Raw genomic sequence first — 15,854 nt, 5'->3', positions numbered from 1 at the left:
ATATGCTGACAGGCCACAGCTAGCATGGAGACAGGGGCATGAACATCCGTCCACTCGGCAATCCGGATGCCGGGGCGTATCAAGCACTCAGATTGCTTGCGCTTGCAGAGCAGCCCGCCGCCTTTGCATCCAGCCATGCAGAGGAAGCAGGCCGATCCGTTGAGCAGATCCGGGGGTTTCTGTGCGGTTCTGCCGATCGCGTAGTGCTTGGCGCCTTCGATGGTGAAACACTGATCGGCGTGGTGGGCATCGGCCGGGAAGGCTCACTGAAGCTGCGCCACAAGGCCTTCATACGCAGCATGTACGTCGCATCGTCATACCGCCGCCAAGGCATAGGGCAAAGGCTGATTGCTGAAGCGCTGGCCATCGCCCGGGCATGGGTTGATGTTGCGCAAATCACGCTGGTGGTCACCGACGGCAACAGCGAGGCGCTGCAGCTGTATCAACAGGCCGGCTTCAAGGAGTACGGCAGGGAGCCACGTGCCTTGCTGGTGGATGGCCGCCATTACGACGACATCCTCATGTGGCGCGGCACAGACGCCCACTGAGGATGCGCGCGCCGCGCGCAGTAGAGCGCGGCACCGGGAAGCTGGCCGCGAGCCAGTCTGCAGCCTTACCCCCGCTTCCGGCAGACGTAAAAAGCAAAAGGCCAGTCCGGATGGACTGGCCTTTTAACTCTGGTGCCGACGGCAGGAATCGAACTCGCGACCCCCTGATTACAAGTCAGGTGCTCTACCAACTGAGCTACATCGGCGAAGAACAGCACTATAGCAAACCATAAAAACCACGCCAACTGTTTTTTCATGAAACAGCCGGCAGTCGGTGCAAAAAGCAACAGCGCTTACGATTGCTGCTGCATCATGGCGGCCATGGCCTGGCGGATGAAGGCGAACATTCTGTCATCCGCCCAGGTACCGGCCAGCAACTCGGGCTCCTGCTCCATCGCGGTGCGGAACTTGAGCTGGGTGGCCGGCGAATCGCCCGCGTAGCGCTGGAACAAGGCCAGCCAGCGCCGCCCCAGCGCGATGCCCTGCGGGGATGCGGGTGCGACGTCAGCATCAATGGCGTCGCGCACCTCGGCCAGCAACGGCGGCCAATCCAGCGCCGTCTGCACATAGTGGGCACGCATGAAGCGCGCCTCCTCGGCCGACAGGTACTTTTCATAGATGAGCATCTTGCTTTCAGAAAACGCCCGCAGCACATAGTCGCGCAATGCGGTCGAGATACCAATGCGTGTCTGCAAGGCCGGCTCCTGCTCGTGCATGAGGTTGAGTTTGGCCACCAGGCGGGGATCGCCGCCGGTATCGCGCACCAGCATGCTCATCCATTGCACGGCCAGCTGCCGTGGGGCCTCGTGTTCCGGCGCTACGCCACTCTCCATCAAACCGCGCACCTGACCAACGAGGGCGCGCCATTGCGCCTCGGCAGCCTCGCCGTTGCCCAGCATAGGCAAGCGGGCAAGTTCATCCTGGGAAAAATAGTTGTCGTACATGGTCATCAGCTCCAATGTGGTCAGCCAATCGGCCAGTTCCGGTTCCACCCCATCCAGCAGCGAACCTTGCAAGCCGGCCAGCTGGGCACGCAGGCGGGATGCCTGTGTGATCTGCTGGTCGAGCATGGCAATCTGCTGCGTCAGGATGGTGGTGAGTGAGGTACCGGGCTGGGCGAAACAAGCGCCGATTTCAGCCAGTGAGAGACCAAAGCGCTGCAACGCCAGGATTTGATGCAGCCTGGCAATATCGCTGCGGCCATACAGGCGGTAACCGTTGTCGGCGCGCGCCGAAGGCGTGAGCAAGCCGATCCTGTCGTAGTGGTGCAGCGTGCGGACCGTGAGCCCGCAACGCTTGGCCAGTTCTCCAACTTTCAACAGCATGCAAACCTCCGTTCAAGTGCGCCTGAGGAAAGTTAGGGCCTGACCTTGGGTCAGGGTCAAGCGGCAGCAAAAAAAAACAGCTCACATCGCTGTGAGCTGTTCTGCGTTCCCGCTACTGGTGGTAAGGAATCAGCCTCGCGACTCCCTGATTACAGGTCGGGGGCGCCACCAAACAGGCTGCCGCAGCAGCGGCATCACCGTAGTCCAATTTCTATTTTTTGCCCAAATCCTTGGCGGTGAAAAAGGCATCCGAGAAAAACTCGTCCTCGGGCAGCTTGCGCGCCACGAAGGTCTTGTAGGCGGCCTCGACCATCACCGGCGCGCCGCAGGCATAGACCTGCCAGCCCGACAGGTTGGCGAAGTCATCCAGCACTGCCTCGTGCACGAAGCCGGTACGGCCCTGCCAGTTGTCCTCGGGCAGCGGTTCGGACAGCACCGGGATGAAGGTGATGTTGGGGTTCTCCGCCTGCCACTGCGCGGCCAGTTGCGGCATGTACAGCTCGGCCAGATTGCGCGCGCCCCAGTACAAGATCATTTCGCGCTGGATGCCCTTGGCAATGGCGTGCTCGATGATGCCCTTGACCGGCGCAAAACCGGTGCCGGTGGCAAGGAAGATGATGGGCTTGTCGCTGTCTTCACGCAGGAAGAACGAGCCGAGCGGGCCGGTGAAGCGGAAGATTTCGCGCTCCTTCATCTGGTTCCAGATGTATTCGGAGAACGCGCCACCCGGCACGTGGCGGATGTGCAGCTGGATATGCTCGCCATCATGCGGGGCGTTGGCGATGGAGAAGCTGCGCTTCTTGCCATCCTTGGTGTGGATGTCGATGTACTGGCCGGCCAGGAACTGCAGCCGCTCGGTGGCAGGCAGCTTGAGCGACAGCACGGCCACATCGTGCGATACCTTGTCGATCTTCTCGACCCGGCACGGCAGCGTCTTGATCTGGATGTCCTTGGTGGCGGCGATCTCGCGGCATTCGATCACCACGTCGCCCAGCGGCTTGGCGCAGCAGAACAAGGCCATGCCGCGCTCCATCTCGGTACGCGACAGCGCGGACTCGGCATGCGGGCCATGCTCGACCTCACCCGACAACACCTGGCCCTTGCACGCGCCGCAGGCGCCGTTCTTGCAGCCGTAGGGCATGCTGAAGCCGCTGCGCACGGCAGCATCGAGAATGAACTCGTGCTCGTCCATGACGATTTGCTGACCGGAGGGCTGGATGGTAAGTTGCTTGGACATCGACGCTATCGCATTCACACAGTGGTTAAACAAATTCATTTCCGCAAGCCGCGCTTGCTCATCGTCGGCTGTGGCGACGTGCTGGCCCGCGCACTGCCCTGGCTGCAACGACGCTTTCGCATCTACGCCACGGCACGCTCTGACGAATCGGCGCAGCGACTGCGCGGGCTGGGGGTCATCCCCGTGCGGGCAGACCTCGATCAACGGCACAGTCTGCGCCGGCTGGGCGGGCTTGCCCAGTGGCTGATACACAGTACGCCGCCAGCCACGCAAGGCCAGCGCGACCCGCGCACCCATCGCCTGATTGCGGCACTGTCAGGCCAAGCCGCAATTTTAGCACAGCCGGCAAAACGGCCCGCGCGCAACGGCGGTAGAAGTACCGGCCGGGCGGTGTATATCGGCACCAGCGGCGTGTATGGCAATTGCAATGGCGACTGGGTGGACGAAACCCGCCCGCTGGCGCCGGACAGCCCGCGCGCGCAGCGCCGTGCCGATGCGGAAGCCAGCCTGCGCGGCTGGGCGCGCCGCCAGCAGGTGCAACTGGCACTGTTGCGCGCGCCTGGCATCTACGCTGCCGACCGGCTGCCAACGGCGCGATTGCAACGCGGCGAAGCAGCCATTGCCGCCGCCGAGGACAGTTATTCCAACCACATCCATGCCGATGATCTGGCCAAGGCGGTGTGCATGGCGCTGTTCCACGGCCGGCCGCTGCGCAGCTACAACGCCTGCGACGACGAACCGCACAAGATGGGTGACTGGTTCGACATGGTGGCCGACCACGTGCAGCTGCCGCGTTCGCCGCGCGTCAGCCGCGCCGAGGCGCAGCAACTGATTTCGCCGGGGCTGCTCAGCTACCTGAACGAATCGCGCCGCATCCGCAATGACCGGCTCAAATACGAACTGCGCGTGCGCCTGCAATGGCCCACCGCTGCCGACTGGCTGGCCGCCCAAACGAACAACGCCACCTGAAGGTGGCGTTGTTTTACGTGGCTGATCAGCTGCTTGGCGGCGGTGCTCAACCGGTCAGCGCCTTGCGCTCGCGCTCCAGCTGCGCCATCAAGCGCTGCAGATTGGCCTCTGCCGCGCGGGACAGATTGACGAAGCGACAGCCCACATGGAAATGCTCGCCGGTATTGGTGCGGTAGGGGCGCTTGGAGCGCACCTCCAGATCGGCCACCAGCACACCACCAGCCCCAAGGTCCATCTGTGCCTGCGGCAGCACCAGACCCAGCTCGATCACCTCGCCCTCTTGCGCCGTGGCCGACAGGCCGACGCCGCCCAGCGACAGATCGTGCAGGTTGATGGCATGGCGCTTGCCATCCGGCAGGGTGAATGTCGCCTTGTAGGGTTTGCCGACCGGTGTGGCCAGGCGGAAAAACTCGCGGCGTTGCAACTTGATCAGGTCGGCTGGAAACGGTGCGACAAAGGCAGGCCGCCCCTCCACCTCCTGCTTGCTGACATCACTGAGCGAAAACTGCACCTTCACGCCGTCGGGCGCGGCCACGAACAGCTTGCGGCCGGCGTTGAGCAGCGCCTGGTTGGTTGCCTCGTGGCCGCCCCAGTCAAAACAGAAGGTTCTGGCCTTGATGTCCACTTCAAGAATGCGCGACAGCAGAAAGCGCTGCCCCTCGTTGAAGTAGACAGTAACGAAGTCGCCCCGGCTGACCAGCTGCCGCAACACCGCACCGATTTCCAGCGGGTTCTGCAACCGGTAAGGCGCGATTTCATCGCCTTCCGGTATCGGGCTGCTGGCCCCTGCGGCCGTTTCGTTTGCCTGCCCGGCGGGCGGCACGTTCTCACTCATGCTCGTGTTGCCTATTCATTGACCAGCACGCCCAGATCATGGGCCAGTATCTGGGGGCCGGCGCCGTAGTTGACCAGCACGCGCAGCTTGCCTTCCTTGTCGAGCAGATAGGTGCCTGCGCTGTGGTCTACCGTGTAGCTGCTACCGCTACCCTGTTTTTGTATGATGATCTTGTATTGCTCCGCCACCTTCTCGACTTGCGCCAGCGTACCGGTCAGCCCGACGAAACGCGGATCGAATGCAGGTACATAGTGGCTTAGCACATTTTGCGTATCCCGCTCGGGATCAACGCTGACAAACAGCACCTGCACCTGATCGGCCTTGGGGCCGAGCTGCTGCATGGCGGCCTTCAGCTCGCTCATTGTGGTGGGGCACACGTCCGGGCAATTGGTGTAGCCAAAGAACAACGCAACCGCCTTGCCCCGATAATCAGACAGCTTACTCTGTTTGCCAGTATGCGTGGTGAGCTGAAAATCCCCCCCGAAGGCTGCACCGGTCAGATCGGTGCCCTGGAAGGATGCCTTGCTGCAGCCCAAAAGCAGGCCCAGCAACAACAGGCAGGAAAATGCGCACAGTATCCGTTTCATCATGGGCTCGGCTTAGCACAGCAGTGCTATCGTCAGTTTGGTGGTGTATCTGGCGTTGTGCAAGCTGCACCGCCAGTCAGGCTGACCGCGTTCAACAACATTACCTGATGTACTGCGTCAGCAGCATACGGGATTTCCGCCAACAATGGCGCGTTCAACTTGGTACGCAAATAAGCCAGATTGTCATCTGCGCGCGCCATGTGCGGATCGACCCGGTTGGCAATCCAGCCGGCCAGCGGCAGGCCCGCGGCGTGGATGGCCGCAGCGCTGAGCAGCGCGTGGTTGATGCAACCCAGTCGCAAACCGACCACCAGGATCACCGGCGCAGCCAGCCGCTGCGCCAGATCGGCCATATTGTGCTGTTCGGACAATGGCGCCAGCCAGCCGCCCGCCCCTTCGATCAGCAGCACATCCGCCAGCTCACCCAGCCGGTCGGCGCAATCGCTCAGGTGGTCAAGCGAGACCGTAATGCCTGCCTCACGCGCGGCGAGATGCGGCGAGATCGGCGGCTCAAAGCGGTATGGATTGGCCCAGTCTTCGGGCACGCTCACATTCATCGCGGTGCGGTGCGCAGCCACATCACTGTTCCACAACACGCCACCGCGCCACTCGCAGCCGGAAGCCACCGGTTTCATGGCCGCCACACGCAAACCATCGCGCGCCAACGCCCGCAACAGCTGACAGGTGGCGACCGTCTTGCCGACCTCGGTATCGGTGCCGGTAATGAAGAAGCGCTGCGCCGCCATGTCAGCGCCCTGCAGTACCCGGACGCGGCCGGAATTCGATCACCTGGCTGCCGTCGGCCAGCACCTTGGCCGGGCGGGCTTCCGGCTTCCACGCATGGCCGTAGACCACCTCGTAACTGCACGGCAACACGCCATCGGCATTGCGGAAGCGCTCGTACTGCGCCAGCACACGCTGCCACGCGGTCTTGCCCATCATGCCCTGACGCCGGCCATGCGTGAGGTTGTGCGCGCCGATGCCTTTCAGGTCATCCATCACGCCACGCACGTCGGCATAGGTCATCACCAGCATTTCCATGTCCATCACCGGCGTGGCAAAGCCGCAATGGCTGAGGGCATCGCCCAGATCATGCATGTCGATGAACTGGTTGACGTGACTGTAGCCATCGACGCCAGCAAACGCCGCGCGCAATTCCTTGAGCGTATCCGGCCCCAAGGTGGAGAACATCAGCAGGCCGCCGGGCCTGAGCACGCGGTTGAATTCCCTGAATGCGGCATCCGGCGTATTGCACCACTGCAGGGTGAGGCTGGACCAGATCAGGTCGACCGATTCATCGGCCAGCGGCAGCGACTCGATGTCGCCGCACACCTGCAGCGCACGCTTGCCGCTGAGGCGGCTGAACAAGCCCTTGAGGCCGCCAGCCTCGTGCTTGCCACGCGCTACCTGCAGCATCGCCGGCGCCAGATCGAGTTCGATCAGCTGCGCGCTGCCGTAGCGTTGCTGCAGCAGTTTGCCCATGTAGCCGGTGCCGCAGCCGGCATCGAGCACGGCCTGCGGCTGCAGCTTGATGTAATCCAGCCGCTCGGCCATGCGATCAGCCACTTCGCGCTGCAATACCGCCGCCGCATCGTAATGCTGCGCAGCGGCGTCAAAGCTGGCGCGTATGGCCGACTTGTCGGTGTAAAACGATTCGTTACTGGCCTGACTCATGCCGCTTGCTTGCGAAAACGCTCTTTGAACGCGGCCACGACCACGGGAATGAACGAGATGCCGATGATGGCAATGATCAGCACCGACAGATTCTTGCGGATGAATTCGACGTTGCCAAAGAAATAACCCAGCGTGACCAGGCCACCCACCCAGATCACGGTACCGAATACCGAGAAGGCCAGGAAACGCAGATAAGGCATTTCGCCCACGCCGGCCACGAAAGGGGCAAAGGTACGCACGATGGGCAAAAAGCGCGCCAGCGTGACGGTCTTGCCGCCGTGGCGCTCGTAGAAGGCATGCGTGCGCTCCAGATAATCGCGGCGGAATATCTTCGAATTCGGGTTGGTGAACAGTTTTTCACCCAGCGTGCGACCGATGATGTAGTTGGTGCTGTCACCCAGAATGGCGGCAGCACCCATGGCACCTGCCACGGCAAACGGGTCCATCTTGCCCAGCGCGGCCACCAGCCCGGCGACGAACAGCAGCGAATCACCCGGCAGAAAGGGCATCACCACCAGACCGGTTTCGCAGAAGATCACCGCGAACAGCAGCAGGTAAACCAGCGTGCCGTACTGGGTAGCCCAGTCGGTCAAATGGGTATCAAGGTGCAGGAATATGTCTACAAACGTCATCAGATCCATGGCTGGGGTCCGGGTGTGGGTGGGCAATCAAGCAGAAACGCCGGCGTAGGACACGCCGGCGCATCGCAGGTTGCATGAACTATGAGTTAAACGACCGCCTCTTCCTTGACCACGACCGGCTTGATCATGTTCTCGCGCGTCACACCCAGCATCAGCAGCAGCGGCGAGGCCACCAGCACCGACGAATAGATACCGAACAGGATGCCGATGGTCAGCGCGGTGGCAAAACCGTGCAGCGCCGGGCCACCAAAGATCAGCATGGACAACACCATCGCCTCGGTTGAACCGTGGGTGATGATGGTACGGCTCATCGTGGCGGTAATCGCGTTGTCGATGATCTGCGGCACGGAACGGCCACGCATCTGCGTCTTGCGGAAGTTCTCGCGAATCCGGTCGAACACCACCACCGATTCGTTGACCGAGTACCCCAGCACCGCCAGCACCGCAGCCAGTACGGTCAGGCTGAATTCCCACTGGAAGCAGGCAAAGAAGCCCAGGATGATCACCACGTCGTGCATGTTGGCAATGATGGCCGACACGGCAAAACGCCATTCAAAGCGGATGGCCAGATAAATGACAATGCCGACGCAGACCAGCGCAATGGCAGTGAGGCCGTGGCTGACCAGCTCATCACCCACCGACGGGCCGATGAACTCGACCTTGCGCATCTCCACGTCCGGGCGCGCTGTTTTCAGGGTGGTGAGCACTTCATTGGACAGCTGTGCGCTGGTCTTGCCCTTGATGTTGGGCAAGCGAACCATCACGTCGCGCGTGGTGCCCAGCGCCTGCACCTGAGCCTCGCCATACTTGAGGGCATCGACCTGGGTACGCACCTGGTTCAGCTCGACGGGCTGCGCGTAGCGCAGCTCCATCACGGTACCACCGGTAAATTCAACGCCGAAGTTCAGGCCCTTGATGGCCAGGAACAGTACGGCAACGACAAAAGTAATGAGCGAGATGGCCGTAGTCAGACGGCCGTAGCTCATGAACGGGATGTCGCGTTTGATGCGGAAAAATTCCATGATTCGGCCCCTTATGCCTTTTGCTCTTCCGGCACCCAGACCTGGCCGATGGACAGCGAGGTAAGACGACGGCGGTAGCCATAAATCAGGTTGATGATGCCGCGCGACACGAATACCGCGCTGATGAACGACGTGACGATGCCGATGCAATGCACCCAGGCAAAGCCGCGCACCGCGCCCGAACCGAAGATCAGCAACGCCAGGCCGGCAATCAGGGTGGTGACGTTGGAATCGAGGATGGTATCCAACGCATGCTTGTAGCCATTGGTAATCGCCAGCTGCGGCGATACCCCGTTACGGAGTTCTTCGCGCACGCGCTCGTTGATCAGCACGTTGGAGTCGATGGCCATACCCAGCGTCAGCGCAATCGCCGCGATGCCCGGCAAGGTCAGCGTTACACCAAGGATGGACAGCGCAGCCAGCAACAGCAGCAGGTTGGCCACCAGGGCCAGCGCCGACACCACGCCGAAAATGCGGTAGTAGATCAGCATGAACACGGCAATGGCGAGAAAGCCGTACAAGGTCGAGTGGAAACCCTTCTCGATGTTTTCCTTGCCCAGGCTCGGGCCGATGGTACGTTCTTCAACGATGTTCATCGGCGCAGCCAGCGAGCCGGCGCGCAGCAACAGTGCAGTATCAGTCGATTCAACCGTGCTCATTGCGCCGGAAATCTGCACGCGGCCACCGCCGATTTCACCGCGGATCACCGGTGCGGTCACGACTTCGCCCTTGCCCTTTTCAACCAGGATCATGGCCATGCGCTTGCCGACATTGTCATGCGTCAGGTCGCGGAAGATGGTGGCGCCATTGCTGTCCAGCGTGATGTGGACGGCAGGCTCGTTATGGTCGTCGAAGCCGGCCTGAGCATCGGTGATGTTTTCACCGGTCAGCTCGATTTCCTTTTTCACCAGAATCTGACGCGGCTGACCGTCGCGCGAGCGCTCGTTCATCAGCTCGTAGCCGGCCGGCACGTTGCCGTTGCGGGCGTCAGAGAGCTTGGCCGCGTCGTCCTCGACCATGCGCACTTCCAGCGAGGCAGTACGGCCGAGGATGTCCTTGGCTTTGGCTGTGTCCTGGATGCCCGGCAGCTCGACCACGATACGGCCCTGGCCCTGTTGCTGGATCACCGGCTCGGCCACGCCCAGTTCGTTCACGCGGTTATGCAGCGTGGTCACGTTCTGCTTGACGGCCTGATCCTTCAGCGTCAACAGCGCGGCCTCGGTGTAGCTCAGCACCACCTTGTTGTTGCTGCCGTCCTTGACGTCAATTACCTGCAGCGTAGGCAGCAGTTTGCGCACCACCGGATCAACCGCATCGACGGTTGCCGCATCGCGCAGCTGGATTTCAACCGTATCGCGCTCGCGCACCACACGGCCAAAACGGATTTTCTTGTCCTTGAGTTCGCGGCGGATGTTGCCGGCGGTCTTCTCCAGGTCTTTGTCGACGGCAGCCTTCATGTCCACTTCCAGCAGGAAGTGCACGCCACCGCGCAGGTCCAGACCCAGCGACATCGGCTTGGCGCCAATGCTGGTCAGCCAGTTCGGCGTCCGTGGCAACAGGTTTTGCGCAGTCACATAGTCATCGTCCAGCGCATTCTTCAGCGCATCCTGAGCCTTGAGCTGAGTATCGCCGTCCTTGAAGCGGGCCTTGACCGAGCCGTTCTCGAACAGCACTGCATCCGGGCTGAGCTTGGCAGCAGCCAGAATGGTCTGCACGCGGGCCTGCAGCGATTCATCGACCTTGACCGTGCTGCGGCCGGCAGAAATCTGCACCGCCGGGCTTTCACCGAAGAAGTTGGGCAGGGTGAACAGCGTCGCGGCAACCAACAGCGCGACGATGGAAACATACATCCAGAGCGGATAGCGGTTCATGAGGGGACCATCCAGCACACGCGCCCGGTCATGCCGGGCGGCTGCGCTTATTTGTTGTTTTTCAGAGTGCCTTTTTCCAGACGCTGCGACACGGCGCTGCGCTGAACCAGGATTTCCACACCGGCGGACAGCTCCAGCGTGAGATAGGTTTCACCGGCTTTGGTGATCTTGCCGACGATACCGCCAACAGTAACGACTTCGTCACCCTTGTCCAGCGCATCGATCATGGCCTTTGCTTCCTTGGCCTTCTTCTGCTGCGGACGGATCAGCATGAAGTAGAACAGCACGAAGATCACGACCATCGGCAGGAAGCTGACGATGCCGCCAGCAGGCGAAGCGGCAGCGGCGCCGTCAGCGGCGTATGCGGTATTGATAAACATGGGTAGACCCTGGGTGAAAAAACAAAGCCGCCCATTCTAGCCCGCGGCTCTCGCTAAATCCACTGCGACTAGCGGCCGTTTTCACCGCTTTGTCGCGCGGCTTGGCTATGCTGAAAAAACCGCCGCAATTCAAGGAGTAAGCGTCATGCAGAAGATGATGATATACGCCGCCGCATTCGCTCTGACGAGCGCACTGGCTCACGCCGAAACGCTGGTCGAGGCCAAGGCACGCATCGAAAGCGACTATCAGAACGATCTGGCCGTGTGCGCCGAGCTGGGCAAGAGCGAGCAGCCCGGCTGCAAAAAGGATGCCGCCACCACGCGCAAGACGGCCTACAAGACAGCCTGGCAGGCGTGGCAGGCGCCGACGTCGGCGCAGGTCTACCCGCCCCCTTATGCCAGCGCCAAGGCGCAGATCGACAAGGACTACAAGGCCCGCGTGGCTTTCTGTACCCAGCTCGACAAACCCGATGCCGGCACTTGCCAGAAGGCAGCATTGAATGCGCAAAAGGCATCGCTCAAGCTGGCGCTAGCCAACAAGAACGCCCCGCCCTGCCCCAACTGTGGCGTGATTACCGCCGTGAACGAGGTGGAAAAACCCGGCGAGGGCTCGCTGCTGGGCAAGATCGGCGGCGCTGTGGTGGGCGGCGTGCTGGGCAACCAGGTTGGCAAGGGCAATGGCCGCACCGTGGCCACCGTCATTGGAGCCATCGGCGGCGGACTGGCCGGCAATGAAATCGAAAAGCAGGTCACCAAGAAGAAGTATTACGAGGTCACCTTCAAGCTCGATTCAGGCGAAAGCAAAACCGTGGCCTTCGATTCATCCGAACACGGCTTCCGCGTCGGCGACAAGATCAAGTTTGAGAACGATCAGTTGATACCGCGCTGATGGCCTGTTGGCAGCCGTGATGGTTTGCAATTGAACCAAGAGCCCGGCAACACCGGGCTCTTGTCACGGTCGACCGCATACCACCCTCTCCCCTTCTGAAGCGCCGAGCAGCACAGCCAGACCCGGATGAAGGGGAGGGATGTCTGAGGCCCGCAGGGCCGAGTTACCGACCCGCCGGGGCTGGCGCGCAGCGCAGGGTATTCCACGGCAAAGCCGTGGAACGCACAAGTAGGGTCGCCCGGGATTGTTAAGGGGGTGGCGAGACGCCCCCTTAACCTGCCTGCCGGGCGGAACCGGCCCCTATAAACACCGCGCCGCAGGCGCTAACCTCAAGAAATGCAAGGCGTTTCAGCTAACGCCCCGACAACAAACAGCTCAATCCACCCCACGCGCCCGATCCGCATGAAACTGCACCACGTGCGCAGTAAAGCGATCAGCTTCAATCGCCTCGCGCATTTCGCGCATGATCACCTGGTAGTAGTGCAGGTTGTGGATGGTGTTGAGCTGCGAGCCGAGGATTTCGCCAGCGCGGAACAGATGGTGCAGATAGGCGCGGCTGAAGTTGCGGCAGGCATAGCACTCGCACGATTCATCCAGCGGGCGCTGGTCGAGCTTGTACTTGGCGTTCTTGATCTTGATGTCGCCAAAACGCGTGAACAGCATGCCGTTACGCGCGTTGCGGGTGGGCATCACGCAGTCGAACATGTCGATGCCCTGACTGACGCCATAGACCAGATCCTCGGGCGTGCCCACGCCCATCAGGTAGCGCGGCTTGTGCTCGGGCAGGCGCGGCGCGGTATGGGCGAGGATGCGGGCGAAGTCTTCCTTGGGTTCGCCCACCGACAGACCGCCGATGGCCATACCGTGGAAGTCGATATCGTTCAGACCCGCCAGCGATTCGTCACGCAGGTCTTCATACATGCCGCCCTGCACGATGCCGAACAGCGCGTTGTGGTTCTCGCGCGCGGTAAATTCGTCCTTGGAACGGCGCGCCCAGCGGTAGGACATGCGCATCGAATCGGCCGCCTGCTGGCGCGTGGCCGGGTACGGCGTGCATTCGTCGAAGATCATCACGACGTCGGAGTTGAGCACGGTCTGAATGCGCATCGATTCTTCCGGCGTGAGCAACAGCTTGTCGCCGTTGATGGGGCTCTGGAAGGTAACGCCGTGCTCGGTGATCTTGCGCATCGCCCCCAGGCTGAATACCTGGAAGCCGCCCGAATCGGTGAGGATGGGTTTGTGCCAGCCCATGAAGTCATGCAGGCCGCCGAACTTGCCGATCACATCAAGGCCGGGGCGCAGCCACAGGTGGAAGGTGTTGCCCAGACAGATTTGCGCGTTGATCTCGTTGAGGTCGCGCGGCGTCATGGCCTTGACGGTGCCGTAGGTGCCGACCGGCATGAAGACGGGGGTTTCGACCACGCCATGATTGAGCGTGAGCGTGCCACGGCGCGCACCGCCGCTGGTGGTTTTAAGCTGGAATTGCATCTGTATCGTCCTGTAGCGCAACCGGAGAACAGTCCGGCGCGGCCGCAAGATTAGCAGAAAGCAGCCCGCCCCGGCGGCTGCCGGGGCAGATGGCCGGCGAACGGCACGGCAGACTTCCATCCTCCGGGTGCCACTGACGAGCAAAGCGAGGCCACCTCCGCAGCGGCGAGGGCGGGGGGAGTGGAATCAAACAAGAAGAGGCGCAGCTTCGCCTGCCTGCGCTGGCAAGAGCCCGGCTCTGCCGGGCCCTTGATGCTGTTTGCCCGTACAGAGCCGCGAAATGACAGGCGCTCAGCCGACCCGCAGCACGATCTTGCCAAAGCCCCCGCGTGCCTGGTGCGCCAAGGCCTGTGGCAACTCGTCGAAACCATACTCGGTGTCGATCACCGGCTTGATGCCGGCACGGTCAATGGCGCGCACCAGATTTTCCAGCGCGTGGCGATGGCCCACGCCGATACCCTGCACGGTCAGCCGCTTTTGCAGGAAGGGGATGATGGAGCCATTGAAGGCCATGTCATCCAGCAAACCGATCACCGACAAGCGCCCGCCCTGCGCCAGCGCCGCCTGCGACTTGGCCACATTGTCGCCACCGACCAGCTCGATGACATGATCGGCGCCACGGCCATCGGTCAGCCGCAGTACTTCGGCCGCCCAGTCCGGATGTTTGCTGCGGTTGACGCCATGCCTGGCACCCAGCGCCTGGGCCCGCGCCAGTTTGTCGTCACTGCCCGAGATCACGATCACCTCGGCGCCCTGTGCCACCGCCAGCTGCAGCGCAAACAGCGCCACACCACCGGTGCCCTGCACCACCACCGTCTGGCCGGCACGCAGGCCACCCGATTCGACCAGTGCGGTCCAGGCGGTCAGGCCGGCGCAGGTCAGGGTGGCGGCCTCGGCATCGCTCAATGTGGCCGGCGCCAGCACGATATCTTCCTGCGACAGCACGACATGGTCGGCCAGCACGCCCGGCAGCGGGCCACCCAGCGCGGCGATGCCGGCCGGCGCAGCACCATCGTGCCAGCCATGCCAGAAGGTGCTGACCACGCGATCCCCCACTTTGGCCCGCGTTACACCGCTGCCCACGGCCACCACCACGCCGGCCATGTCCGAGCCCGGCACCTGCGGCCAGTCCAGCGCCATGCCCATGCCGTTTTCCACCACCATCACATCGCGGTAGTTGAGCGCGGCCGCCTTCACCTGCACCAGCACTTCACCGGCGGCCGGCTGCGGCAGCGCCACTGTTTCCTGCACCAGATGTGCGGCGCCAAAATCCTTCATTGCCCAGCGTTGCAGTGTCTTGCCCATGGTGTTGCTCCTTGAGGTTGGTCGGTTCGTTTTGAACCAGTGACGCCAGCATAAAGGCGAAGCAGATTCCGCAGTGGCGGCAAGATTTCGTATGATTACGGAACTGAATTCACCAATCTGGGCGCAAGAATGGTAGACCGCATGAATGGCGTGAGCACCTTTGTCGAAGTCGTGGAAGCCGGCAGCTTTGCACTGGCCGCACAGCGGCTGAACCTGACCCGCTCGGCGGTGGGCAAAAGCATTGCCCGGCTGGAGGAAAGACTAGGCGCGCGACTGTTTCACCGCACCACACGCAGCCAGCGGCTGACCGATGACGGCCAGGCCTATTACGACGCCTGCCTGCGTGCGCTGGCCGAACTGGAAGGCGGCGAAGCCGCGCTGGACGACGGCCGCCGCGCACCGGCCGGCCGCTTGCGCATCGGCACGCCAGTGCTGTTTGGCCGCCGCTGCGCAACACCGATACTGCTGGCACTGGCGCAGCGCTACCCGGAGTTATCGATGGAAGTGCTGTACAGCGACCAGGTCACCAACCTGATCGAGGCGGGCATAGACCTGGCCATACGCGGCGGCCCGCTGGGCGACAGCCCCGGCCTGCAGGCGCGTGGACTGGGCATGCAATACATGGTGCTGTGCGCCAGTCTCGCCTATCTGGCACAGCACCCCGCCCCGCAAACGCTGGCCGACCTGGCAGCGCACGAGGGCATCGCCTATACCCGCTCCGGGCAAAAAGTAGCGTGGCGCTTTTACCGCGAAGATGGCGAACTGGAAGAAATCCGCATGCGCGGCCGCTGCACGCTGAACGACCTCGAAGCCATCCGCGACGCTGGCCTGGCCGGCATGGGCCTGATCTGGATGCCACGCTGGCTGATCCGCGACGAATTGCGCAGCGGCGCGCTGATCCCGCTGCTGGACCATTTGCCCGACTACGGCATCCCCATGCACCTGGTCTGGCCGCACAACCGGCATTTACCGTCGCGGATGCGGGTGTTGATTGATGCGCTGGCGGCAGAGTTGCCGGGGCTGCTGGCCAGACGGCCGGGGCAATAGCGCTTTCGAGCCGCTAACAAAACCCGGTGCAGCGGT

The 15,854-nt window shown here is 62.4% G+C and carries 16 protein-coding genes and 1 tRNA gene; 4 read left to right on the top strand and 13 right to left on the bottom strand.

All coding sequences use genetic code 11. The annotated features are described in order from the left end of the window. Nucleotides 1-38: 38 nt before the first annotated feature. A complete protein-coding gene (locus B9A19_RS09275; RefSeq protein ID WP_084090510.1) occupies nt 39-548 on the top strand; it encodes a GNAT family N-acetyltransferase in 510 nt (169 codons plus the stop codon). A gap of 130 nt (nt 549-678) precedes the next feature. Here B9A19_RS09275 and B9A19_RS09270 read toward each other — a convergent pair. From B9A19_RS09270 to B9A19_RS09260, 3 genes are all read right to left on the bottom strand, one after another. After that, a tRNA-Thr gene (locus B9A19_RS09270) sits at nt 679-754 on the bottom strand. A gap of 87 nt (nt 755-841) precedes the next feature. Further along, nucleotides 842-1,873: a MerR family transcriptional regulator gene (locus B9A19_RS09265; protein WP_084090509.1), complete on the bottom strand. Its 1,032-nt coding sequence runs from the start codon at nt 1,871-1,873 to the stop codon at nt 842-844. 211 nt (nt 1,874-2,084) lie between these two features. Then, complete coding sequence (locus B9A19_RS09260) at nt 2,085-3,110, bottom strand: CDP-6-deoxy-delta-3,4-glucoseen reductase (protein WP_084090508.1); 1,026 nt, start codon at nt 3,108-3,110, stop codon at nt 2,085-2,087. A 21-nt stretch (nt 3,111-3,131) separates the two neighbouring features. On the opposite strand from B9A19_RS09260, the gene B9A19_RS09255 reads away from it, so the two are divergent. Continuing rightward, nucleotides 3,132-4,079: an NAD-dependent epimerase/dehydratase family protein gene (locus B9A19_RS09255; RefSeq protein WP_217807026.1), complete on the top strand. Its 948-nt coding sequence runs from the start codon at nt 3,132-3,134 to the stop codon at nt 4,077-4,079. A 46-nt stretch (nt 4,080-4,125) separates the two neighbouring features. Here the strand turns inward: B9A19_RS09255 and B9A19_RS09250 are convergent, their stop codons facing one another. From B9A19_RS09250 to yajC, 8 genes are all read right to left on the bottom strand, one after another. Further along, nucleotides 4,126-4,914 (bottom strand): flagellar brake protein, encoded by a 789-nt coding sequence (locus B9A19_RS09250; RefSeq protein WP_084090507.1) that lies wholly within the window; start codon nt 4,912-4,914, stop codon nt 4,126-4,128. 11 nt (nt 4,915-4,925) lie between these two features. Then, the gene (locus B9A19_RS09245) at nt 4,926-5,504 is read right to left on the bottom strand and encodes an SCO family protein (RefSeq protein ID WP_217807025.1); all 579 of its coding nucleotides are present in this window, start codon (nt 5,502-5,504) and stop codon (nt 4,926-4,928) included. 29 nt (nt 5,505-5,533) lie between these two features. Continuing rightward, nucleotides 5,534-6,247, bottom strand: coding sequence for a dethiobiotin synthase (gene bioD, locus B9A19_RS09240; RefSeq protein ID WP_084090506.1), 714 nt, complete (start codon nt 6,245-6,247; stop codon nt 5,534-5,536). Between the two features lies 1 nt (nt 6,248). Next, nucleotides 6,249-7,175 (bottom strand): malonyl-ACP O-methyltransferase BioC, encoded by a 927-nt coding sequence (bioC, locus tag B9A19_RS09235; RefSeq protein ID WP_084090505.1) that lies wholly within the window; start codon nt 7,173-7,175, stop codon nt 6,249-6,251. Next, complete coding sequence (locus B9A19_RS09230; RefSeq protein ID WP_217807024.1) at nt 7,172-7,816, bottom strand: DedA family protein; 645 nt, start codon at nt 7,814-7,816, stop codon at nt 7,172-7,174. Before B9A19_RS09230 ends, bioC begins: the two co-directional genes overlap by 4 nt. A gap of 86 nt (nt 7,817-7,902) precedes the next feature. Further along, nucleotides 7,903-8,838, bottom strand: a complete 936-nt coding sequence (gene secF, locus B9A19_RS09225; RefSeq protein WP_084090504.1) for a protein translocase subunit SecF — start codon at nt 8,836-8,838, stop codon at nt 7,903-7,905. Nucleotides 8,839-8,849: 11 nt separating this feature from the next. Beyond that, complete coding sequence (gene secD, locus B9A19_RS09220) at nt 8,850-10,709, bottom strand: protein translocase subunit SecD (RefSeq protein ID WP_084090503.1); 1,860 nt, start codon at nt 10,707-10,709, stop codon at nt 8,850-8,852. A gap of 47 nt (nt 10,710-10,756) precedes the next feature. Continuing rightward, the gene (gene yajC, locus B9A19_RS09215; RefSeq protein WP_084090502.1) at nt 10,757-11,089 is read right to left on the bottom strand and encodes a preprotein translocase subunit YajC; all 333 of its coding nucleotides are present in this window, start codon (nt 11,087-11,089) and stop codon (nt 10,757-10,759) included. Between the two features lie 145 nt (nt 11,090-11,234). Here yajC and B9A19_RS09210 point away from each other — a divergent pair, with 145 nt between their 5' ends. Beyond that, nucleotides 11,235-11,978 (top strand): glycine zipper 2TM domain-containing protein, encoded by a 744-nt coding sequence (locus B9A19_RS09210; protein WP_084090501.1) that lies wholly within the window; start codon nt 11,235-11,237, stop codon nt 11,976-11,978. A gap of 375 nt (nt 11,979-12,353) precedes the next feature. On the opposite strand, the gene tgt is transcribed toward B9A19_RS09210, so the two are convergent. Continuing rightward, nucleotides 12,354-13,466, bottom strand: a complete 1,113-nt coding sequence (gene tgt, locus B9A19_RS09205; RefSeq protein WP_084090500.1) for a tRNA guanosine(34) transglycosylase Tgt — start codon at nt 13,464-13,466, stop codon at nt 12,354-12,356. A 291-nt stretch (nt 13,467-13,757) separates the two neighbouring features. After that, complete coding sequence (locus B9A19_RS09200) at nt 13,758-14,771, bottom strand: zinc-dependent alcohol dehydrogenase family protein (protein WP_084090499.1); 1,014 nt, start codon at nt 14,769-14,771, stop codon at nt 13,758-13,760. 141 nt (nt 14,772-14,912) lie between these two features. On the opposite strand from B9A19_RS09200, the gene B9A19_RS09195 reads away from it, so the two are divergent. Next, nucleotides 14,913-15,818 carry a LysR family transcriptional regulator gene (locus B9A19_RS09195; RefSeq protein ID WP_245804313.1) on the top strand — a complete coding sequence of 302 codons (906 nt, stop codon included), beginning with the start codon at nt 14,913-14,915 and terminating at the stop codon, nt 15,816-15,818. Nucleotides 15,819-15,854 lie beyond the last annotated feature (36 nt).

Source organism: Andreprevotia lacus DSM 23236, assembly GCF_900176275.1.
Lineage (GTDB): Bacteria > Pseudomonadota > Gammaproteobacteria > Burkholderiales > Chitinibacteraceae > Andreprevotia > Andreprevotia lacus.
This window is presented reverse-complemented; position numbering and strand designations above follow the sequence as displayed.

Excerpts from the sequence above, each read along its gene's own strand:
- B9A19_RS09275 (WP_084090510.1), top strand. The coding sequence starts at position 39 with ATGAACATCCGTCCACTCGGCAATCCGGATGCCGGGGCGTATCAAGCA.
- B9A19_RS09265 (WP_084090509.1), bottom strand. The coding sequence starts at position 1,873 with ATGCTGTTGAAAGTTGGAGAACTGGCCAAGCGTTGCGGGCTCACGGTC.
- B9A19_RS09260 (WP_084090508.1), bottom strand. The coding sequence starts at position 3,110 with ATGTCCAAGCAACTTACCATCCAGCCCTCCGGTCAGCAAATCGTCATG.
- B9A19_RS09250 (WP_084090507.1), bottom strand. The coding sequence starts at position 4,914 with ATGAGTGAGAACGTGCCGCCCGCCGGGCAGGCAAACGAAACGGCCGCA.
- B9A19_RS09245 (WP_217807025.1), bottom strand. The coding sequence starts at position 5,504 with ATGATGAAACGGATACTGTGCGCATTTTCCTGCCTGTTGTTGCTGGGC.
- bioD (WP_084090506.1), bottom strand. The coding sequence starts at position 6,247 with ATGGCGGCGCAGCGCTTCTTCATTACCGGCACCGATACCGAGGTCGGC.
- bioC (WP_084090505.1), bottom strand. The coding sequence starts at position 7,175 with ATGAGTCAGGCCAGTAACGAATCGTTTTACACCGACAAGTCGGCCATA.
- B9A19_RS09230 (WP_217807024.1), bottom strand. The coding sequence starts at position 7,816 with ATGGATCTGATGACGTTTGTAGACATATTCCTGCACCTTGATACCCAT.
- secF (WP_084090504.1), bottom strand. The coding sequence starts at position 8,838 with ATGGAATTTTTCCGCATCAAACGCGACATCCCGTTCATGAGCTACGGC.
- secD (WP_084090503.1), bottom strand. The coding sequence starts at position 10,709 with ATGAACCGCTATCCGCTCTGGATGTATGTTTCCATCGTCGCGCTGTTG.
- yajC (WP_084090502.1), bottom strand. The coding sequence starts at position 11,089 with ATGTTTATCAATACCGCATACGCCGCTGACGGCGCCGCTGCCGCTTCG.
- B9A19_RS09210 (WP_084090501.1), top strand. The coding sequence starts at position 11,235 with ATGCAGAAGATGATGATATACGCCGCCGCATTCGCTCTGACGAGCGCA.
- tgt (WP_084090500.1), bottom strand. The coding sequence starts at position 13,466 with ATGCAATTCCAGCTTAAAACCACCAGCGGCGGTGCGCGCCGTGGCACG.
- B9A19_RS09200 (WP_084090499.1), bottom strand. The coding sequence starts at position 14,771 with ATGGGCAAGACACTGCAACGCTGGGCAATGAAGGATTTTGGCGCCGCA.
- B9A19_RS09195 (WP_245804313.1), top strand. The coding sequence starts at position 14,913 with ATGAATGGCGTGAGCACCTTTGTCGAAGTCGTGGAAGCCGGCAGCTTT.